A 19496-nucleotide genomic window follows, 5' to 3' on the forward strand; every position below is an offset into this window, starting at 1 on the left:
TGTACGGGGGGGAATTTCTCCGAAGCGGTGCCCGGCAGGAAAATGTCACACGTTATTCTGGGAGCACCTCTGTACGCGGTGCAGTAAAAATGTCAGCCGTGCAGACAGCGGTCAACAAGACCACTTGGCTCCACCCGAACCGTTTTTGAATGAACGCAATAGAAGCTTTCTATGCGTGCGATCCGCGCGAATTACGGGCGGCTGCTCGGCGGTAGCTGTGCCGGGCTGACGAGTTCGCCCAGTACCTCGGCCATGAAATGGACCAGCCAGCGCTGCGAAGGGCTGCGGGACGCCTCGTGCCGGGCGTAGAGCGCGACTTCGATCGGCTCGGTCTCGAAGGGGAGCTGCACCAGGCGCAGCCGGTGGGAAGCGGTGAACACCTCGCCCACGTACTCGGGGACGATCGCGACGAGGTCGGTCCGCTCCAGCACGTAGGGGAGCATCGAGAAGCGCGTCGCCTCCACGGCCACCCGGTCCAGCAGGCCGTACGTGGCGAGCAGGGACCGGGGCACGACATGGCCGCTGGGCCCGTACACCGTCACGTGGTGCTCGGCCGCGAGGTCCGGCAGGGCGACGGACGCGCCGCGGATGCGGGGGTGGTCGGCGGCGACCATGCCGACGTAGCGCTCGTGGAAGAGCGGGATGCGGACGGTGCGGTGCGAGGTCAGGACCGGGGTCGCGACGAAGGCGTCGAGCTCGCCCCGGCGCAGCTGGCTCTCGGCGGCGTCCACGTCCAGCGGGCGGACCGTGAAGGAGACCCGCGGCGCGTCCGCGCGGGCCGCGGCCACCAGGCGGGGCAGCAGGGTCGCCTCGCCCAGGTCGGAAAGGGCCACGGTGAAGCGGCCGGACATGGTCTCCGGGTCGAAGCGGTCGCCCTGCCGGGTCGCCGCGTCGATGTCGGCGAGGGCCCGCTGCAGCGGCTCGTAGAGGCGCTGGGCGCCGGCGGTCGGGGTCAGACCGCGCCCCGTGCGGCGGAAGAGCTCGTCGTCGAAGTGGCGGCGCAGCTTGCCCAGGCTGTAGCTCACCGTGGGCTGGGTGACGTGCAGGGTCTCGGCGGTGGCCGTGACACTGCCGGTCTCGTAGAGCAGCACGAAGACACGGGCGAGGTTGAGATCGAAGCTGCTCACATCGACGGAGTCTATATCGCAGCGCGCCAACATCTATTGGTCGGCATGTCGCGCGGTGCCTAGCGTGTCCCGCACCACTTGAGAGGACCACCTGTGACTTCCGTGCGTCGTATCTGCCATGAGTTCCTCGACCGGCAGGGGCTGACCACCGTCTTCGGCAACCCCGGCTCCAACGAGCTGCCCTTCCTCGCCGACCTGCCGGACGGGTTCCGCTACGTCCTGGGCCTGCACGAGGGCGCCGTGGTGGGCATGGCCGACGGATACGCCCAGGCCACGGGCCGTCCGGTGCTCGTCAACCTGCACGCCGCCTCCGGATCCGGCAACGCGATGGGAGCGCTCACCAACGCCGTGGCCGCGCGCACGCCCCTGGTGATCGTGGCCGGGCAGCAGGTGCGGCCGGCCATCGGACCGGAGGCCAACCTCTCCAACGTCGACGCCCCCTCCCTGATGAAGCCGCTCGTCGGCTGGGCCGCCGAGCCGGCCTGCGCCCAGGACGTGCCCCGCGCGCTCGCGCAGGCCGTCTTCGAGGCCAAGCTCCACAGCCGCCCCACCTACCTCTCCGTCCCCTACGACGACTGGGCGGTGGACGCGGGCGAGAACGCGCCGGCCGTGCTGGACCGGCAGGTGGCGCGCGCCGCCGTGCCCGGCGGGGAGCAGGCCCGCCTGCTGGCCGAGGCGGTCGCGGGGGCGCGGAAGCCCGCGCTCGTGCTCGGCGGTGACATCGACACGGCCGGTCTGTTCGACGACGCGGTGCGGCTGGCCGAGCGGCTGGGCGGCCCGGTGTGGGCGGCGCCGTCGCAGTTCCGGCTGCCCTTCCCCAACCGCCATCCGCAGTTCCGGGGCATCCTGCCCGCCGGGATCGAACCCGTCTCCCGCGCCTTCGAGGGCCACGACCTCGTACTGGTGCTCGGAGCGCCGGTCTTCCGCTACCACGAGTACCTGCCCGGGCGGTATCTGCCCGAGGGCACCCGCCTGATCCAGGTGACCGAGGACGCCTCCGCCGCCGCCCGTGCACCGATGGGCGAGGCGCTGGTCGCCGACCCCGCCGCGGTGATCGAACTGCTCCTGAAGGTGCTCGACGAGCCCGGGCAGCCGGCCGGCGACTACCTGCCCGTGCCCGCGCCGCGCACGGCCGAGGGCCCGCGCCTGCACCCGGAGGAGGTCTTCGCGGCGCTGCGGGACGAGCAGCCCGGCGACACCGCGTACGTGGTCGAGTCGACCTCCACGAACTCCTCCTGGTGGCGCCAGATGGACCTGCGCCGGCCCGGCTCCTACTACTTCCCGGCCGCCGGCGGCCTCGGCTTCGGCCTGCCCGGCGCGGTCGGCGTCGCCATGGCGCAGCCCGGCCGGCCGGTCGTCGGCGTGATCGGGGACGGCTCGGCCAACTACGGCATCACCGCGCTGTGGACGGCAGCGCAGCACCGCCTGCCCCTGACCGTGGTGCTGCTGCGCAACGGCACGTACGGGGCGCTGCGCTGGTTCGGGGACCTCCTCGGTGTGCCGGACGCGCCCGGCATGGACATCCCGGGCCTGGACTTCACCCGTATCGCCGAGGGCTACGGGGTTTCCGCCCAACACGTGGGCGGAGCGGAGGAGTTGAGGGCCGTTCTCGCCGAACGCCCGGACGGGCCCCGGCTGGTCCAGGTCGACACGGCGCTCACCACGCCGTCCTGACGCCGCCCCGCAACCGTACGACCGCACCGCACCACCCCTCCTCGGAGGACTCACCACCCCCTGGGTGACGGAAGGGAATTCGATGACACTCCTGGACAGCGCCGTCTGGAGCAAGAAGTTGTTCAGCGACGGCTGGAAGGACGCCACCCGCGAGCACCCGGTCACCGAGCCGGCGACGGGCTCGCACCTCGGCACCATGGGCCTGGCCACGGCCGAGGACGTGAACCGCGCCGCGGCCCGCGCCGCCGAGGCCCAGCGGCACTGGGCCGCCACCCCGCCGCAGCAGCGCGCCGCCGTGCTGCGCCGTGCGGGCGAGCTCTTCACCGAGCACGCGGCCGAGATCGAGGACTGGCTGGTCCGCGAGGGCGGTTCGGTGCGCTCGAAGGCGGCATTCGAGGTCCGGCTCGCGATCGGCGAGTGCTTCGAGTGCGCCGGGCTGCCGACGCACCCGCAGGGCGAGGTGCTGACGTCCGAGGAGGCGCGCTGGTCGTTCGCGCGGCGCCGCCCGGCCGGAGTGGTCAGCGTGATCGCGCCGTTCAACTTCCCGCTCATCCTCGGCCTGCGCTCGGTGGCGCCCGCGCTGGCCCTGGGCAACGCGGTCCTCCTCAAGCCGGACCCGCGCACCGCGGTCGGCGGCGGAGTGGTCATCGCCCGCATCTTCGAGGAGGCCGGACTGCCCTCCGGTCTGCTGCATCTGCTCCCCGGCGACGGCTCGGTGGGCCAGGCCGTCGTCGAGGCCCCTGAGGTGCGGGTCATCTCGTTCACCGGCTCGACGCCGGTCGGGCGGGCGATCGGCGAGCAGGCCGGCCGTCTGCTGAAGCGGGCCCACCTCGAACTCGGCGGCAACAACGCGCTGGTGGTCCTGCCGGGGGCCGACGTGCAGAAGGCCGCCTCGGCCGGTGCGTTCGGCTCGTACCTGCACCAGGGCCAGATCTGCATGACGACCGGCCGCCACATCGTGCACGAGTCGCTGCTGGAGGAGTACGGCGCCGCGCTCGCCGCGAAGGCCCGGGCGCTGCCCGTCGGCGACCCCGCGCGGGAGGACGTGGCGCTCGGCCCGATCATCGACCGGCGGCAGCTGGAGCGGGTGCACGGCATCGTGACCGCGAGTGTCGCGGCGGGCGCGACGGTGGCCGCGGGCGGCGAGATCGCGGGCGCCTGCTACCAGGCCACCGTGCTGACCGGCGTCACCACCGACATGCCGGCGTGGCGCGAGGAGATCTTCGGTCCCGTGGCCCCCGTCATCGGTTTCACGACGCTCGAGGACGCCGCGCGGATCGTCGACGACTGCGAGTACGGCCTGTCCGTCGGAATCCTCGGTGACGTCGGCACGGCCATGAGGCTCGCCGACCGGATCGACTCCGGCAAGGTCCACATCAACGAGCAGACCGTCGCCGACGAGCCCAACGCCCCCTTCGGCGGGGTCAAGGCGTCCGGCACCGGGTCCCGGTTCGGCGGGGCCGCCGCCAACGTCGAGGCCTTCACCGAGACGCAGTGGGTGACCGTCCGCCCGGACATCGCCGACTACCCGTTCTAGCCGGGCCCCGGAAAGCTCCCCCGTCCCCACCCCATCCCCCGTAGCCGCTCCAGAGGGAACCTCACCATGGCACCTGTCGCCTCCACCCGCACCACCAGAACCGCCACGAGAACCGGCCCGGCCGAACGCAACGTCTGGACGGTGGTCCTGTGCTGGATCACCGTCATGCTGGAGGGCTACGACCTCGTCGTCCTCGGCGCCATCATCCCGACGCTGCTGAAGACCCACCACCTGGGCATGACCGCCGCGGACGCCACCACCGTCGCCACGCTGTCGCTCGTCGGCGTCGCCATCGGCGCCGTCCTGGTCGGCCCGCTCGCCGACCGGTTTGGGCGGCGGCTGCTGCTCATCGGCTCGGTGGTGCAGTTCTCCGTCTTCACCCTGCTGGTGCCACTCGCCACGTCGGTCGGGATGTTCGCCGCGCTGCGGCTGGTCGCCGGCATCGGCCTGGGCGCTTGCATGCCGGCGTCGCTGACGATGATGGCCGAGCACATGCCCGCCGCCCGGCGGGCGCGCGCCAGCACGCTGACCATGACCGGCTACCACACCGGCGCGGTCATCACCTCGCTCCTGGCCCTGCAGGTCACCGACAACTGGAAGGTCCTCTTCTACGTCCTCGGCGCCGCCGGTCTCGTCGTCGCGGTCGTCCAGTGGTTCCGGCTGCCGGAGTCGGAGGCGTTCGTGCGCACCAAGGAGGCGCCCGCGTCCCAGCGCGTGCCGTTCTCCGAGCTGCTCAAGCCGGCCTACCTCCGTGCCGGCATCGGCATCTGGGTCGCCTCGTTCATGGGTCTGCTGCTGGTCTACGGCCTCAACACGTGGCTGCCCAAGCTGATGAACGAGGCCGGCTACCCCGTCCCCACGGCCGTCACCCAGCTGCTCATCCTCAACGTCGGCGGTGTGGTCGGCCTGATCCTCGGCGGCTTCGTCGCCGACCGGCGCGGCATCAAGCTCACCGCGCTCGGCTGGTTCGCGGTCTCGGTGGCGATGCTGGCCTGCCTGAGCATCAAGATGCACAGCGACCTGCTGCTGGACGTCGTCGTCTTCCTGACCGGCGTGTTCGTCTTCTCGGCCCAGGTGCTCGTGTACGCCTACGTCACGAACTACTACCCGGCCGCCGTCCGCGGCACGGCCCTCGGCTCCGCCTCCGGCATCGGCCGGATCGGCTCCATCGTCGGCCCGACCATCACCGGCGCCCTGGTCGCCTCCGGCATCGGCCACCCGTGGGGCTTCTACTTCTTCGCCGCCGTGGCGGTCGCCGGCTTCCTGGCCGTGCTCACGCTGCCGGCCCGGCCCGCCGCCCTGTCCGCGGAGGCCGCCGAACCCGCCGTCTGACCGGAGAACAGGGGCGGCACGGACGCGGGAGGCGTCCGTGCCGCCCTTTGCCGTGCCGGGTGAGAATGGGGACCATGCCTGGTACCAGCGACACGAACGACGGGAAGCATCCGGTGGAACTCGGCTCCGTTCAGGAGACGCTGTTCATTCCGCTCGCCGCGCGGGCCCGGGAGTCCGTGAAGAAGCGGCCTCTGCTGCGGGACCCGAAGGCCGTCGAGATGATCCGTGCGATCGACTATCCGGCCGAGAAGTACGGTCCCGGGCCCGGTTCGGCGGTCACGGTGCTGCGCACCACGATCATGGACTCCTGGGTGCGGGCGTTCCTCGCCGAGCACCCGGCGGGGACGGTCGTCGAGATCGGCACGGGGCTCAACACCCGCTTCGAGCGGGTCGACAACGGCACGGTGCACTGGATCGACCTCGACCTGCCGGACACCGTCGCACTGCGCCGGAAGTTCTTCGCGGACACCGAACGCCGCCGCACGGTCGCCGCGTCCGCGCTGGACGAGGGGTGGCTGCGCACGGTCGAGGAGTCCCCGGGGCCGTACTTCTTCGTGGCCGAGGGCGTGCTCGTCTACCTCCCGGAGGCCGAGGTGGCGGCGGCGCTCACGCGCATCGCACGACGGTTCCCCGACGCCCTCGTGGCCTTCGACACCTACCCCCGGCGGCTGCTGGAGAAGCAGCATCAGCAGGCGGTCCAGAAGCAGATGGAGGCCCGCTGGGCCTGGTCATGCGAGGATCCGCGCTCCCTGGAGAGGCTCGGGCTGCGGGTCATCGAGGCGGCCTCCGTCACCCGGCCGCCTCGCGCCGTACGGGCTCAACTGCCCCGCAGCTTCCGGCTCTTCCTGCCCCTGGCCGACCGGCTGCTGCGCGGGCTGTTCAACCTCACGCTCTTCCGGACCGCTCCACGCCCGGACTGAGACCCGCGTCAGGCCTCCTCCCCCGCCCCGTGCTCCAGGTCGGCCACGGTCGTGGCCCGCTCCCGCACATGCTCCAGGAACCGGGCCGAGTTCGCCGGCAGCGTGCGAGAGGTCAGCCGGGCGATGCCTATGTCCCGGGCCGCCTCCACGTCGGTGACCTGCAGATACGACGGCCCGCCGACCGGCGCGGAGACGTGCGGCCGCGGCACCAGGGCCACGCCCAGCCCCGCGCTCACCAGACCGCGCAAGGTGGCCACCTCGTCACCCTCGAAACCGGCCCGGGGCGTGAAGCCGACGGTGCGGCACAGCGTCTCGGTGACGGAGCGCAGGCCCTGTTCGTGCCGCAGCAGGATGAACGGCTCCTGGGCGACCTCGGCCAGCCTGGCCCGCCGCCGCTGGGCCAGCCGGTGCCCGGGCGGCACCGCCAGCCACAGCGGCTCCACCAGCAGGCGCCGCCAGGTGATCAGGGGGTGCCCGGGGTTCCCCGCGGTGAGCAGCAGATCGGCCGTGCCGTCCAGCAGGGACTCGACGAGTACGGCCTCGCCGCCCTGGCGCAGTTCGAACCGGGAGAGCGGGAAGCGCTCACGGAATCCGGTGATCAGAGGCGGCAGCAGCCAGGTGCCCAGCGAGTGCAGGAAGGCGAGGGGGATCAGGCCAGACTCCGGGGCCACGGTCTCGTGGACCGCCCGCAGGCCGCGGTCCAGCTGCTCCAGCGCGGCGTCCGCGTGCTGCTTGAAGGCCCGGCCCGCCGGGGTCAGCCGCAGCACCCGGCCCACCTGCTGGAAGAGCTCGGCGCCCGCCTCGTGCTCCAGGCGCCGCAGCGCACGCGACAGGGCCGGCTGCGTCATGTGCGCGTCCGCCGCGGCCTGCGTGACCGTCGCACCGTCCGCCACGGCGACGAAACACCGCAGTACCTGCACCTCCATGCGAACGATGCTACTGAGGCATGGAACGACACGCATCAAGGCATTGGACGCATGGAACTCCCCCGTCGACCCTGGAAGAGGCGACAGGGCGACCGACGGGCCCGGCCCGGACACCTCACGGAGCGACGATGAACACGTACTGGAACGCGGACCAGAGCAGGTTCGAGACCTCGGCGCGCGGCAGGGCCGTCCTGGCCGACCCCCGGCTGAACCGGGGCACCGCCTTCACCGAACGAGAACGCCGCGACCTGGGACTGGAGGGCCTGATCCCACCCCACGTCCTGACCCTCGACCAGCAGGCCCGGCGCGCCTACGGCCAGTACACGGAGCAGCCGACCGACCTGGCCAAGCACGTCAACCTGTCCGCCCTGCACGACCGCAACGAGGTGCTGTTCTACCGCCTGCTGCGCGATCACCTCTCCGAGATGCTGCCGATCGTCTACACACCGACGGTCGGCACGGCCATCGAGCGGTACAGCAACGAGTACCGCCGCCCCCGCGGCATCTACCTCTCGGTCGACGCGCCCGAGGACATGGAACGCGCCCTGCGCTCCTCCGGGCTGGCCGCCGGTGACGTCGACCTGATCGTGGCCACCGACGGCGAGGCGATCCTGGGCATCGGCGACTGGGGCGTGGGCGGCATCGACATCTCGGTGGGCAAGCTCGCCGTCTACACCGCGGCGGCGGGCATCGACCCGGCCCGCACCCTCGCCGTCGTCCTCGACGTCGGCACCAACCGCAAGCAACTCCTCGACGACCCGCTCTACTTGGGCAACCGCCACCCCCGCGTGGACCCGGCGACGTACGACGCCTTCATCGACCGGTACGTCACCACCGCGGAGCGCCTGTTCCCCGACGCGCTGCTGCACTTCGAGGACTTCGGGCCGGCCAACGCGCGCCGCGTCCTGGACCGTTACCGCGGCGAGCACTTCGTCTTCAACGACGACATCCAGGGCACCGGAGCGGTCAACCTCGCCGCGGTCCTGTCCGGCGTACGCGCCAGCGGATTGCCGCTGACCGAGCACCGCGTCGTGGTCTTCGGCGCGGGCACGGCGGGCATGGGCATCGCCGACCAACTGCGGGACGGCATGGTCGCGGAGGGCCTGACCCGCGAGGAGGCCACCGCGCGGATCTGGGCCGTGGACCGGTACGGGCTGATCATCCGCGGCCAGGAGGGCCTGCGGGACTTCCAACTCCCCTACGCCCGCGCCGCCGAGGAGGTCGCCGGGTGGCAGCGGGACGAGAAGGTGCAGGGCATCTCCCTGGAGCAGGTGATCCGCCGGGTCCGGCCCACCGTTCTGATCGGGACCTCCGGGCAGGGCGGCGCGTTCACCGAGACGCTCGTACGGGAGATGGCCGCGCACACCGAACGCCCGATCATCCTGCCGATGTCGAACCCGACGCGGCTGGCCGAGGCCGTCCCCTCGGAGCTGCTGGACTGGTCCGACGGCCGTGCGCTGGTCGCGACCGGCAGCCCGTTCGCGCCGGTCAGCAGCGGCGGGGTCACCTACGAGATCGGCCAGGCCAACAACGCGCTGATCTTCCCCGGACTCGGCCTGGGCGCCGTCGTCTCCCGCGCCACGCGGGTCACCGACGCCATGCTGTCCGCCGCGGCCCACGCGGTCGCCGACCAGGTCGACTCCACGCAGCCCGGCGCCCCTCTCCTGCCGCTCACCACGGAACTGCGCCGCACGTCCGCCGCGGTGGCCGTCGCGGTCGCCCGCGCCGCGGCCGAGGACGGCGTGGCCCGGGAGAGCGTGGACGACACGATCGAGGAGCGCGTCCACCGGGCCATGTGGGAGCCGGTGTACCGGCCTGTCGTCGGGGTCTGACGCGGTGGAGTCCCCGGACACCATGACCGGCGGATCGATAGACTGCGCCGAACCTCGGGCGGCCGGGGCAGGCGCGGCAACAGCCCCTGCGCGCAAGGCAGTTGCCACGGACGGCCAACACCGTCTCGTCGTCCGGGCGTTGCTGCTGCTGACGCTGCTCAGCGGTGTCGTCGACGCGGTCAGCCTGCTCGGTCTGGGCCAGGTGTTCGTGGCGAACATGACCGGCAACCTCGTCCTGGTCGGCCTGACCTTCGCCGGCGCTCCGGGGGCCTCACCCGCCGGGCCGCTCACGGCACTCGGCGGCTTCGTCGCGGGAGCGCTCCTGGTACGGGCGGTGGCTCCGCGCCACGTGAACCACCGTGCGCTGGTGGGGATGTGCGCTCTGCTGGAGTCCGCGCTGTTCGTCGTGGCCGTGCTGACGTGGTCGTACGACGGCGGTCACGAGCCCGCGCTGCTGCCGATCGCCCTGTGCGCCGTGGCGCTGGGGGCGCAGAACGCCGCGGTGCGGCGGCTCGGCGTCGCGGGCCTCACCACCACCGTCATGACCAGCACGCTGACCGGGCTGGTCGCGGGCCGTGCGGAGGAACGCACCGCCTCGTCGACCAGGCGGCAGGCACTGAGCGTTCTGACCCTGGTCGCCGGTGCCGCACTGGGTGCCGCCCTCGTCCACCTGGCCGGTCCCCGGTGGGCGCTCACCATGGTCGCCGCCCTGGCCGTCGCCGTCGCGTTCACTCTGCTCGTGCCCGATTGGCCCTCAGCAGGCCGAGGCCCAGCGGAGTGACCACGTGCAGCACGCTGTTCCGGTCGCGGACCGAGGCCGCCAGCTCGGCCTCCCGCAGAATCCTGACGTGTTCGCTGGCCGTCGCGGCGGTCACGCCCGCCCGGCGGGCCGCCTCGCCGGTCGTGCACCCGTCCTCCAGGGCGCGGAGGACGGCCGCCCGCCCGTTGCCGAGGAGCCGGTCCAGCGTCGTACGGGCCGTGCCGGTGGGCCGCTGGGGCGACCACCAGTGGTGGGTCCGCGCGACGGGGTAGACCAGCACGGGCGGCAGTTCCGGGTCCGTCAGGGTGATGGGCGCCTGCCAGCAGAACACGGAGGGCACCAACAGCAGCCCCCTGCCGCGCAGTTGAAGGTCGCGGTCGAGGGGATAGGCCGTTTCGAGCACGGGCGGGCGCCAGCGCAGGGACGGGCCCAGGGTCGAAAGCAGCGCCTCCACTCCGCCGCGCAGCAACTCCCGCGCGCGGACGGCGCGATCCGCCTCGATCTGTGCGCGCACCGCGTTCCAGTACGGGTTCAGGGCCGCGTCGAAATAGCGGTGCAGTGCCTCCCCGAGGGTCTCCAATGCGGAGGGTTCTCCGTCCGCCAGTGGGCGCAGCCAGGAAGGCGCCGCGGCGAGTACGGTCATTTCCTCGCGCAGCCGTCTGCGCGAGGTGGAGAGAATCGCCTCGATCCCTTCCGGCAATCCACGGGACGCCTCGGCCGGGTTGAGGAAGTCGGGGAAACTGCCGCGCGGCGGGGCCAGCGCCCTGACGAGGTGCAACTGCCGTACGGGTAAACGGCGTAGCCGGGAACGGGCCTGGGCACGCCAGGTGTCGAAGACGGCCCGTCCCTGGCGCGTCCCGAGGAGATTCAGACTGAGGACGGTCTCCCACAAAGGATCGGGGGCGGCGGCGACGCGCGTCCTGAGCAAGTCTTCGCGTGTGAAATGCACTCGGAGCACGGAACTCTCGCAGTCGGTCACGTGATGAGCTGACGTGGGGGCAGGCGATGGCACGCGATTGTCCTCATGGTCCCGTGAAAGCGAATACGCCGATATCCGGTTTCGCGCCAACCGCACCCGCCGATCCGGCCTGCGCGCACGCCCGTTCGGCCATGTCATCAGGCGTATTCGACGAGGATCGAATGACCTGGCACGGCGCGCCGCCGGCAGGCAGCCTGAAGACGCACGCGACCAAGATCTTCGCAGGACCGACCGACCAGGACCGACCAACAGGGGGAACTTCGTCATGCGCAAACGTGCTGCTGTCGGGGCCATGGCCGCCGCCGCCTTCGCCGCCGTGCTGGCGACCGCACCGGGCGCCTCGGCCGAGGCCGATCCGCCCGGCTGCCCGAAGGAATACTTCTGCGCCTACAGCGGGGAGAACCAGACCGGCCAACTCGTCGTGAAGACGAAGGGGAACTGGTCCGGGGACGTCCCCTTCCGCTCCGCCTTCAACAACGGCGTCCGGTTCCCGGGCGCGGACCACGTCAACATGACGTACGCCGTCGAGGGCGGGACCGAGACCGTCTGCCTGCACTACAACCCGGGCCCCGGCACCTACAAGGGGAACGCCGCCCCGGGCACCCGTATCGTCAAGGTCGTCTGGCGCGGCGAATGCTGACGGCCCGGCTGCGCACGGTGCTGACCGGCAGGCGACTCGGCGCGCTCGGCGCGGGCGCCGTGGCGGTGGCCTTCACCGGCGTCCTCGCCACCGCCCCGACGGCGGCCGCGGAGGCCAACCCGCCCGGCTGCGGGAAGGGATACTTCTGCGCCTACAGCGGGCCCGACCAGACGGGACGGCTGCTGCTGAAGGTGGCGGGCAACTGGTCCGGCAGCCTCGGCGTCGGCTCGATCTTCAACAACGGGGTCCGCTATCCGGGGGCCGACCACGTCGACGTCACCTCGTACGTGGGCGGACAGCCGTCGACCGACTGCTTCCACTACAACCCCGGTCCCGGCCGCTACAAGGCCAACGCCGAGGCGGGCCTGACCATCACCCGTGTCGTCTGGCGGGGCGAGTGCTGAGCCGCCGGCGAACCCCCCACGGCCCGCGCCGTCCTGACGGAGAGGTCTCATCCATGCGCGCGAAGCGCTCCTTGTTCGGCATCATCGCCGTGGTGGCCTGGGCACTGCTGGCCGCCTTCGCCACCGGACCGGCCCACGCGGCGACCGGCCCCGACTCCCGCGCGGGCGGCACCGTCCAGGTCGCGCCGCCGGCACCGCACGACGCCGCCGCCCTGGCGGCCCGGGCCGCCGCGGTCTCCCCCACGATCTCCCCCGCCACCAACTGGATCCACCGGGCGGAGAACGAGCAGTTCGACTGCAAGGCAGGGAACCTCTGCCTCGAGGTGTGGGACCCCACCGTCTCGAAGTGGAAGGTCTTCTTCCTCTACAGCTGCAACCGCTACTCCCTGTCCAACTGGCTCAACTCGGGCTACTACCTCAACAAGCAGACCGGCTCCGTCACTTCGTACTTCTACGGCGCCCAGGGCCAGGTTCTGCGGGCCTTCTCCCCGCCGCAGGTGGGGACGCAGGACTGGAACCCGGTCTGGTCCGTCCGCAACTGCTGACGCGCCCCTCCTGAGCACGTCACGGTGCCCGCCCGGGAACGTCACCGGGCGGGCACCGTCCTGCGGTACCGGCCTCCGACACATCCCCCGCATGCCGGAACACCGGCCGCTGCGTAGGCTGGGGGCTGCCGAGGGCCTGGCCGGAGAACGGCTGCCGCACCGCCCCTTCCTTGCGAGGCACCGCATGATCGAGCTGGCCGCGGTCTTCGCCGTCGCGGGCGCCGCGAGCAACGCCGTCGGGACCGCCTTCCAGCGCAAGGCGGCCTCCACCGCCAGCAAGGGCGGTCTGCGCCTGCTCGCGGAACTGGTCCGCAGGCCCGCCTGGGTGATCGGCATGGCCGGGGTGATCGGTGCCGCGCTCTTCCAGAGCCTGGCGCTGGTCAACGGCCCCCTCGCCCTCGTCCAGCCGCTGTTCATCCTCGAACTGCCCTTCGCCCTGCTCGTCGTCTCACCGCTGATGCACCGGCGGCTGCCGGGCCTGGGCTGGTGGGGGGTTGCCGGGGTGGTCGCCGGCCTGGCGCTGTGCCTCGCCTCCGCCGCCCCGCACGGAGCCGACGACCAGGCGCCGATCACGCGCTGGACGCCGGTGCTCGCCCTCTGCCTGGGCTCGATGGCCGCTGCCGTGGTCCTCGCCCGCCCCGGGCGCCCGGCCGTCCTGCGCGCCGCACTCCTCGGCGCCGCGGCGGCGATCGGCAACGCCCTGACGGCCGCCCTGCTCAAGTCCGCGACGGGCACGTTCGCCGATCACGGCCTCACCGCGTTCCTCACGTCCTGGCAGACGTACGGCTTCGCACTGGCCGGGGTGGCCGCGCTGCTCCTGCTGGAGAACGCCCTCCAGGCGGGCCCGCTGGTCGCGTCGCAGCCCGCGCTGACCATCGGCGACGCGACGGTCAGCCTGGCCCTGGGCATCGTCCTGTTCGACGAGCAGATCCGCACGGGCTGGTGGCTGGTGCCCGTGCTCCTGGGCGTCCTGCTGATTCTCGCAGGCGTCGTGGTGCTGAGCCGGGCGGTGCAGGTTCTCGGCCTCGGCCGCTGAGCGGCGCCGGGCTTGAGCCGCCCCGAGCTTGAACTGCGCCGAGCTTGAACCGCGCAGCGAATCCGAATTCCCGGTCCCGCCCGGAACAAACAGCGAAATTTCCGCGAGTGAGCTGCATTTCCCGGGGCACCTGAAGCGTCGGAGGTGCTTAACACATGATTCCCTTGCTTCTTGTTCTACTGCTTGCCCTGGTTCTTTTCGGTGCCGGTTTCGCGCTCAAGGCACTGTGGTGGATCGCGATCATCGTGCTGGTGTTGTGGCTGCTCGGCTTCGTGGTCCGGCCGGCGGGGAACGGCGGCCGTAAGGGCCGCTGGTACCGATGGTGAACGGGCTGACATGACGGCGGCCGAGCGGGGTCCGTGGGCACAGCGCCCGCGGGCCCCGCTCGGGCGTTTCCGCCCCACCCGCCCCGTACCCGCGATGCGTCCGCCGCGCGACACTGGACACCGCAGGCCCGTGGCACACAGCGACGTGGCCGACCGAGCAGGAAGGGCCCCGCGCCGATGAGAATCGCCCAGTTGGGAACGTCCGGTCTGTCCGGTCTGCGAGGGCAGCTCGGCAGGGGGCTCTTCACCCGCGTCGCCGGCCCGGACGGCCCGCGCAACCGCGCCCGCATCCACGAAACCCCCGGTCCGCGCTGGTTCGAACCCGAGCGCCCGGTGCGCCGCGTGCACGGGGACGCCTCGATGTTCATCGGAGGGCTGTCCGCCCTTCTGCTGCAGTCCCTCCACCCCCTGGCCATGGCGGCGGTCGCGGCCCACTCCGGCTACCGCGGCGATCCCTGGGGGCGGCTCCAGCGCACGAGCACGTTCCTCGCGACGACGACCTACGGAACGGCCGAGCACGCGGAGCAGATCTGCGAGCAGGTCCGGTCGGTCCACGAGCGCATTCACGGATTCACCGCCGAAGGCGAGGAATACCACGCCGCCGACCCGCATCTGCTCGGCTGGGTGCACGTGGCCGAGGTCGACAGTTTTCTGCGCGCGCATCAGCGCTACGGAATGAATCCCCTCTCCGCCGAAGGCTGTGACGGCTACATCGCCGACACCGCCCGAATTGCGACCGAATTGGGTGTGCTCGACCCGCCCCGCAATCGCGCGGAACTCGCCGAACTGCTCGCCTTCTATCGACCGGAACTCCGCTCCACGGCCCAGGCACGCGAGGCGGCGCGCTTCCTCCTCCTCAACCCGCCCGTCCCCCTCGCCGCCCGCCTCCCCTACGGCGTCCTGGCCGCCAACGCCGTCTCCCTCCTCCCCACCTGGGCCGCCCGCCAGCTGCGCCTCCCCAGGCTCCCGGTCGTCGACGAGTGGTGCGTCCGCCCCCTGGGCAGCGCCGTCACGTCCGCGGTCCGCTGGGTGATGGCACCGGGGCGCCCGACGACGATTTCGACCACCGGCTGAGGACCCGAGAACACGAACGCGGGAGGCCCACGCCTTGTTCGAGGACTTCGAGACCGAGCGAATCGACGTCGGTGAGGCATCCGTCTTCGTCCGCCTCGGCGGCGAGGGTCCGCCGGTGGTCCTGCTCCACGGTCATCCCCGGACCTCCGCGACCTGGCATCGCGTCGCCCCGCTCCTGGTCGAACGCGGCTTCACCGTGGTCTGCCCCGACCTGCGCGGATACGGCCGGTCCAGGGGTCCCGCGCCCAGCGCCGACCACTCGGCGCACTCCAAGCGCGCCGTCGCGGGCGACGTGGCCGCGGTCATGCGCTCACTCGGCCACACCCGGTTCGCACTGGCCGGGCACGACCGCGGCGGACCCGTCGCCCTGCGCCTGGCGCTGGACCACCCGGAGGCCGTCTCGCGGGTGGCGCTGCTCGACTGTCTGCCCGTCTCCGAGCATCTGTCCCGCATCACGGCCCGGTTCGCCACCCAGTGGTGGCACTGGTTCTTCTTCGCCCAGCCGGACATTCCCGAACGGGTCATCAACGCCGATCCGGACAGCTGGTACAGCGGCGACCCGGAGTCCATGGGCCGGGAGAACTACGAGGAATGGCGCGCGGCGACCAGGAACCCCGATGTGGTGCGGGCGATGCTGGAGGACTACCGGGCGGGCCTCACGGTCGACCGGCGGCACGAGGAGGAGGACCGTGCCGCGGGCGCAAGGATCCGGTGCCCGGCGCTGATCCTGTGGTCCCTCAAGGACGACCTGGAGGACCTCTACGGCGACCCGGTGGACATCTGGCGCCGATGGGCCCCGGACGTACGCGGCCACGGCATCGACGCCGGACACCATGTGGCCGAAGAGGCCCCGGACGCTCTGGCGTCGTCCCTCGCGGACTTCTTCGCAGGGCGGCCCGGCTGAGAACGGCCTGAGCCGCTCGCCCAGCTCACCCGGTCGTCCCGTGATCACCCCAGCAGTGCGAGAAGCGGTGCCGCCGGCAGTTCGTGGCGGGTGTCCCCGCGGGGGCCCGTGGTCGTCGTGGCCGTCAGAAGGGCGTTGAGGACGGCCTCCTCGACGGCGTCGAGTGCGGCGGTGAAGAGGAGGTCGAGGTCCTCGTCACGGACGGCGGCCGGACCCGCGGGCGTGCCCAGGGGGCGGGTGCCGAAGGCGAGGCCGTAGTCGCCGCTGCCGTGGCCGTAGCCGGCACCGACCCGGGCCAGGGCGTAGACACCGCGGCGGGCCAGGCGCGTCAGCTGGCGCGCGTCCAGCGGTGCGTCGGTGGCGGCCACGACCATGCAGGAACCGGCCTCCGGGGCGGGGGCGGCGAGCGGCAGTCCTACGTCGGCGGGCGTGACCGTGCGGCCCCGGACCCGCAGCGTGCCGCCGAAGTTGGCCTGCACGAGCACGCCGAGGGTGATCTCCTGGCCGGCCAGCGGCAGCCGCCGCGAGGAGGTGCCGATGCCGGCCTTGAAACCGAGCGCGGTCAGCCCGGTGCCGCCGCCGACGCAGCCCTCGGCGACCGGGCCGCGGGACGCCTCGTCGAGCGCGGCGCGCACGTGCTCCTCCCGTACCGGACGCGAGCGGATGTCGGACAGGAGACCGTCGTTGCACTCCCCCACCACCGGGTTCACGCTGTGGACGTCCGCGTTGCCGGGCCGTTCCAGGATCCAGCCGACGAGGGCGTCCGCCACCCGGAACGCGGACAGCGTCGAGGTGAGCAGGACCGGGGTCTCCAGCGCGCCGAGTTCGGCGATCTGGGTGGCGCCGATCAGCTTGCCGTAGCCGTTGCCCGCGAACACCCCGGCGGGCAGGGGGCTGCCGGGCCCCACCCCGTCCGGCACGATCGCGGTGACCCCGCTGTGCACCTCGGGAGGGCGGATCAGCGTCGTGTGCCCGACCCGGACCCCGGGCACGTCCGTGAGGGCGTTGTGCGGACCCGTCGGCAGCTCGCCGACGGCGAGTCCGAAGGCGCGGGCTCGGCCGCGGGACGCCGGCGACGGTGAACTCGGATCGTGCGCGCGCATGCCCCGCACGGTAGCGGCACGCCGCCCTTCGTCCGGCGAGGGGGCGTGTTCAGTCCGTGAAGCGCCGTAGCGGATCGTGCGGGTCGTCGACCAGGGAGAGCCGGACCGTGAGGCGCTTGCCCACGGGTTCGCGGCGCGCCTCGAAGCTCTGCACGACGGCCATCACGATCTCCAGACCGTGCTGCCCCACCCGTCCGCTGTCGGCGGCGCGGGCGAACGGCAGCGTCGGATCGGAGTCCCACACCTCGATGTCCACCGCCCCGTCGGCGATGTGCAGGTGCAGGAGCACCGGTCCCGGCGCGTACTTGAGCGCGTTGGTGACCAGCTCGCTGACGACCAGTTGCGCCAGGTCGACGGCGCGGTCCGAGACCGTGAGCCCACACTCGGTCCGGGCCCGGGTCAGGAAGTCCAGCGTCCGGTTCCGCGCGCCGGCGATGCAGCCGTCGGCCCCGTCCAGGGCGATGGACACGTCGGCTGGTGCGGTGTCCGGCATGCGGCAACTCTCCTCGGGCGAGACTGGCGCTCCGCCGGTGATCTGCAGTACCCCGTTCATGGGCGCGCGGTTACCCCGCAATATGCCCGTTACTCCTGTGCCGCGGTACACGGGATCGCCAATGTTGTGCATCGCACACGGTTTCTCGGGGCAATCGTTGCCAGCAGAGGGGCGATCGTCGGCACCAGCGACGTGACGCAGCCGGACCGAGTGCGCAGAGGACGCGAGTGGCAGACAACCAGGAAACAGTGGGGCGCGGCCAGTTGTCGGTGGTCAGCACCGAGACCGACGGCATCACCGTGCTCGGCCTCCGCGGCGAGGTCGACTACCAGAGCGTGGGCGCCCTGACCCGGGCCATGCCGGCGGCGGAGCCCGACGGCCGCCGGGTCGTGGTGGACATGAGCCGGGTGACGTTCATGGACAGCAGCGGGGTCAACGCCTTGATCGCCGCGCATCAGGCCATGCAGGGCGCGCACGGGTGGCTGCGCCTGGCGGGGGTGCGGGGCGCCGTGCTGCGTACCGTGCAACTGGTGGGCCTCGACACCCTCGTCGGCTGTCACGCGACGGTCGAGGACGCCATCGCGGGGTGACGGCCGCGGCGGCGGGGACCCTCGTACCGCATGGCGACCCCGCCGCCAAATCTGCCTGAGTACCCCTGTCCCGCCCCCTCATGCCACCTTCGTGGCGCCTTTTTTCCGCCGGACGGCAACCCTCGATCCGGGCTTTGGCAGCCGTACGCACCTGGGTTAATCTGCGATCGATTTCTCATCCGGCAGCTCCGTCGAACACGGGATAGCCGCTGGTGAGCGGGGCTTTCCAGCTCCGTCTCGGTTCCGAGTCCCTGGGGTGGGGACTCTTGGGGAGCGGAACGAGGGTGCGCGCATGACGGGCAGACCGACCGACGTCCGGGTGCAGGCTCCCGGCGAGCAGGAGCTGCGGCAACTGCTGGCCGGGCTCACGGCGGTACGGGACGGTGACTTCGGGACCCGGCTGCCGTCCGACGGGCCGGGCCTGCTCGGCGACATCGCCACGGTCTTCAACGGCATGGTCGACCAGCTGTCCGTGTTCACCTCCGAGGTGACGCGGGTCGCGCGCGAGGTGGGCACCGAGGGCACGCTGGGCGGTCAGGCGGAGGTGCCCGGGGTCTCCGGCACCTGGGCGGACCTGACCGACTCGGTCAACGCCATGGCGGGCAACCTGACCACACAGGTCCGCGACATCGCGCAGGTGGCGACGGCGGTGGCCAAGGGCGACCTGTCGCAGAAGATCGACGTGCCCGCGCGCGGCGAGATCCTGCAGCTGAAGGAGACCGTCAACACGATGGTCGACCAGCTCTCCGCCTTCGCCGACGAGGTCACCCGCGTCGCCCGCGAGGTCGGCAGCGAGGGACGGCTCGGCGGACAGGCGCAGGTCCCCGGTGTGGGCGGCGTCTGGCGCGACCTCACCGACTCGGTCAACTTCATGGCCGGTAATTTGACCGCCCAGGTCCGCAACGTCGCCCAGGTGACCACGGCGGTCGCACAGGGCGACCTCTCCCAGAAGATCACCGTCGACGCCCGCGGCGAGATCCTCGAACTCAAGAACACCATCAACACGATGGTCGACCAGCTCTCCGCCTTCGCCGACGAGGTCACCCGCGTCGCCCGCGAGGTCGGCACCGAGGGACGGCTCGGCGGACAGGCCGACGTCAAGGGCGTGAAGGGCACCTGGCGCGACCTCACGGACTCCGTGAACTTCATGGGCGGCAACCTGACCGCGCAGGTCCGCAATGTCGCCCAGGTGGCCACCGCGGTCGCACAGGGCGACCTCTCCCAGAAGATCACCGTCGACGCCCGCGGCGAGATCCTCGAACTCAAGAACACCATCAACACGATGGTCGACCAG

Annotated in this window: 20 protein-coding genes; 15 read left to right on the forward strand and 5 right to left on the reverse strand. The window is 72.1% G+C overall.

The genetic code is table 11. The features are described 5' to 3' along the window. Positions 1-191: 191 nt before the first annotated feature. Positions 192-1127 (reverse strand): LysR substrate-binding domain-containing protein, encoded by a 936-nt coding sequence (locus ACFU97_RS21740; protein ID WP_384258875.1) that lies wholly within the window; start codon positions 1125-1127, stop codon positions 192-194. Positions 1128-1220: 93 nt separating this feature from the next. On the opposite strand from ACFU97_RS21740, the gene mdlC reads away from it, so the two are divergent. The 4 genes from mdlC to ACFU97_RS21760 all read left to right on the forward strand — a co-directional run bounded on the left by mdlC (position 1221) and on the right by ACFU97_RS21760 (position 6590). Next, entirely contained in the window at positions 1221-2801 is a 1581-nt protein-coding gene (gene mdlC, locus ACFU97_RS21745) for a benzoylformate decarboxylase (protein ID WP_384258877.1), read from the forward strand. Positions 2802-2883: 82 nt separating this feature from the next. Further along, positions 2884-4338, forward strand: a complete 1455-nt coding sequence (locus ACFU97_RS21750; protein WP_384258879.1) for a benzaldehyde dehydrogenase — start codon at positions 2884-2886, stop codon at positions 4336-4338. 66 nt (positions 4339-4404) lie between these two features. Further along, the gene (locus tag ACFU97_RS21755) at positions 4405-5670 is read left to right on the forward strand and encodes an MFS transporter (protein WP_384258881.1); all 1266 of its coding nucleotides are present in this window, start codon (positions 4405-4407) and stop codon (positions 5668-5670) included. Between the two features lie 74 nt (positions 5671-5744). After that, on the forward strand, positions 5745-6590 hold the full coding sequence (locus tag ACFU97_RS21760; protein ID WP_384258884.1) for a class I SAM-dependent methyltransferase: 846 nt from the start codon (positions 5745-5747) through the stop codon (positions 6588-6590). A gap of 8 nt (positions 6591-6598) precedes the next feature. On the opposite strand, the gene ACFU97_RS21765 is transcribed toward ACFU97_RS21760, so the two are convergent. Next, positions 6599-7516, reverse strand: a complete 918-nt coding sequence (locus tag ACFU97_RS21765) for a LysR family transcriptional regulator (RefSeq protein ID WP_384258886.1) — start codon at positions 7514-7516, stop codon at positions 6599-6601. A 128-nt stretch (positions 7517-7644) separates the two neighbouring features. Between ACFU97_RS21765 and ACFU97_RS21770 the strand changes: the two genes are divergently transcribed. Then, the gene (locus tag ACFU97_RS21770; protein WP_384258889.1) at positions 7645-9348 is read left to right on the forward strand and encodes an NAD-dependent malic enzyme; all 1704 of its coding nucleotides are present in this window, start codon (positions 7645-7647) and stop codon (positions 9346-9348) included. A 139-nt stretch (positions 9349-9487) separates the two neighbouring features. Further along, the gene (locus tag ACFU97_RS21775; protein WP_384258891.1) at positions 9488-10129 is read left to right on the forward strand and encodes a YoaK family protein; all 642 of its coding nucleotides are present in this window, start codon (positions 9488-9490) and stop codon (positions 10127-10129) included. Here ACFU97_RS21775 and ACFU97_RS21780 read toward each other — a convergent pair. Continuing rightward, the gene (locus ACFU97_RS21780; protein WP_384258894.1) at positions 10077-11036 is read right to left on the reverse strand and encodes a winged helix-turn-helix domain-containing protein; all 960 of its coding nucleotides are present in this window, start codon (positions 11034-11036) and stop codon (positions 10077-10079) included. The genes ACFU97_RS21775 and ACFU97_RS21780 overlap by 53 nt on opposite strands. A gap of 316 nt (positions 11037-11352) precedes the next feature. On the opposite strand from ACFU97_RS21780, the gene ACFU97_RS21785 reads away from it, so the two are divergent. The 7 genes from ACFU97_RS21785 (at position 11353) to ACFU97_RS21815 (ending at position 16016) form a co-directional block, all read left to right on the forward strand. After that, positions 11353-11727 (forward strand): peptidase inhibitor family I36 protein, encoded by a 375-nt coding sequence (locus ACFU97_RS21785; RefSeq protein WP_384258896.1) that lies wholly within the window; start codon positions 11353-11355, stop codon positions 11725-11727. Next, complete coding sequence (locus ACFU97_RS21790; RefSeq protein ID WP_384258898.1) at positions 11721-12131, forward strand: peptidase inhibitor family I36 protein; 411 nt, start codon at positions 11721-11723, stop codon at positions 12129-12131. Before ACFU97_RS21785 ends, ACFU97_RS21790 begins: the two co-directional genes overlap by 7 nt. Positions 12132-12184: 53 nt before the next feature. Further along, complete coding sequence (locus tag ACFU97_RS21795; RefSeq protein ID WP_384258901.1) at positions 12185-12676, forward strand: hypothetical protein; 492 nt, start codon at positions 12185-12187, stop codon at positions 12674-12676. 184 nt (positions 12677-12860) lie between these two features. Beyond that, positions 12861-13712: a DMT family transporter gene (locus ACFU97_RS21800; protein WP_384258942.1), complete on the forward strand. Its 852-nt coding sequence runs from the start codon at positions 12861-12863 to the stop codon at positions 13710-13712. A gap of 155 nt (positions 13713-13867) precedes the next feature. Next, a complete protein-coding gene (locus ACFU97_RS21805; protein ID WP_384258903.1) occupies positions 13868-14038 on the forward strand; it encodes a hydrophobic protein in 171 nt (56 codons plus the stop codon). A 177-nt stretch (positions 14039-14215) separates the two neighbouring features. Beyond that, a complete protein-coding gene (locus tag ACFU97_RS21810) occupies positions 14216-15112 on the forward strand; it encodes an oxygenase MpaB family protein (RefSeq protein WP_384258905.1) in 897 nt (298 codons plus the stop codon). 34 nt (positions 15113-15146) lie between these two features. Beyond that, a complete protein-coding gene (locus tag ACFU97_RS21815; protein ID WP_384258908.1) occupies positions 15147-16016 on the forward strand; it encodes an alpha/beta fold hydrolase in 870 nt (289 codons plus the stop codon). A 44-nt stretch (positions 16017-16060) separates the two neighbouring features. Here ACFU97_RS21815 and ACFU97_RS21820 read toward each other — a convergent pair whose 3' ends face one another. Beyond that, positions 16061-17119 (reverse strand): P1 family peptidase, encoded by a 1059-nt coding sequence (locus ACFU97_RS21820; RefSeq protein WP_384258910.1) that lies wholly within the window; start codon positions 17117-17119, stop codon positions 16061-16063. Between the two features lie 49 nt (positions 17120-17168). Then, positions 17169-17612 (reverse strand): ATP-binding protein, encoded by a 444-nt coding sequence (locus ACFU97_RS21825; protein ID WP_384258914.1) that lies wholly within the window; start codon positions 17610-17612, stop codon positions 17169-17171. 227 nt (positions 17613-17839) lie between these two features. On the opposite strand from ACFU97_RS21825, the gene ACFU97_RS21830 reads away from it, so the two are divergent. Next, entirely contained in the window at positions 17840-18202 is a 363-nt protein-coding gene (locus tag ACFU97_RS21830) for an STAS domain-containing protein (RefSeq protein ID WP_384258916.1), read from the forward strand. 292 nt (positions 18203-18494) lie between these two features. Then, positions 18495-19496, forward strand: a 1002-nt coding sequence (locus ACFU97_RS21835; RefSeq protein WP_384258919.1) for a HAMP domain-containing protein, incomplete at its 3' end; no start/stop codon positions are given.

Source organism: Streptomyces sp. NPDC057616 (assembly GCF_042800575.1).
In the GTDB taxonomy this organism is placed as follows: Bacteria; Actinomycetota; Actinomycetes; order Streptomycetales; family Streptomycetaceae; genus Streptomyces.

What these genes read in the sequence shown, in the direction of transcription:
- ACFU97_RS21820 (WP_384258910.1), bottom strand. Translation starts at nt 17,119, where the DNA reads ATGCGCGCGCACGATCCGAGTTCACCGTCGCCGGCGTCCCGCGGCCGA.
- ACFU97_RS21755 (WP_384258881.1), top strand. Translation starts at nt 4,405, where the DNA reads ATGGCACCTGTCGCCTCCACCCGCACCACCAGAACCGCCACGAGAACC.
- ACFU97_RS21805 (WP_384258903.1), top strand. Translation starts at nt 13,868, where the DNA reads ATGATTCCCTTGCTTCTTGTTCTACTGCTTGCCCTGGTTCTTTTCGGT.
- ACFU97_RS21790 (WP_384258898.1), top strand. Translation starts at nt 11,721, where the DNA reads ATGCTGACGGCCCGGCTGCGCACGGTGCTGACCGGCAGGCGACTCGGC.
- ACFU97_RS21795 (WP_384258901.1), top strand. Translation starts at nt 12,185, where the DNA reads ATGCGCGCGAAGCGCTCCTTGTTCGGCATCATCGCCGTGGTGGCCTGG.
- ACFU97_RS21825 (WP_384258914.1), bottom strand. Translation starts at nt 17,612, where the DNA reads ATGCCGGACACCGCACCAGCCGACGTGTCCATCGCCCTGGACGGGGCC.
- ACFU97_RS21785 (WP_384258896.1), top strand. Translation starts at nt 11,353, where the DNA reads ATGCGCAAACGTGCTGCTGTCGGGGCCATGGCCGCCGCCGCCTTCGCC.
- ACFU97_RS21750 (WP_384258879.1), top strand. Translation starts at nt 2,884, where the DNA reads ATGACACTCCTGGACAGCGCCGTCTGGAGCAAGAAGTTGTTCAGCGAC.
- ACFU97_RS21765 (WP_384258886.1), bottom strand. Translation starts at nt 7,516, where the DNA reads ATGGAGGTGCAGGTACTGCGGTGTTTCGTCGCCGTGGCGGACGGTGCG.
- ACFU97_RS21770 (WP_384258889.1), top strand. Translation starts at nt 7,645, where the DNA reads ATGAACACGTACTGGAACGCGGACCAGAGCAGGTTCGAGACCTCGGCG.
- ACFU97_RS21810 (WP_384258905.1), top strand. Translation starts at nt 14,216, where the DNA reads ATGAGAATCGCCCAGTTGGGAACGTCCGGTCTGTCCGGTCTGCGAGGG.
- ACFU97_RS21800 (WP_384258942.1), top strand. Translation starts at nt 12,861, where the DNA reads ATGATCGAGCTGGCCGCGGTCTTCGCCGTCGCGGGCGCCGCGAGCAAC.
- ACFU97_RS21760 (WP_384258884.1), top strand. Translation starts at nt 5,745, where the DNA reads ATGCCTGGTACCAGCGACACGAACGACGGGAAGCATCCGGTGGAACTC.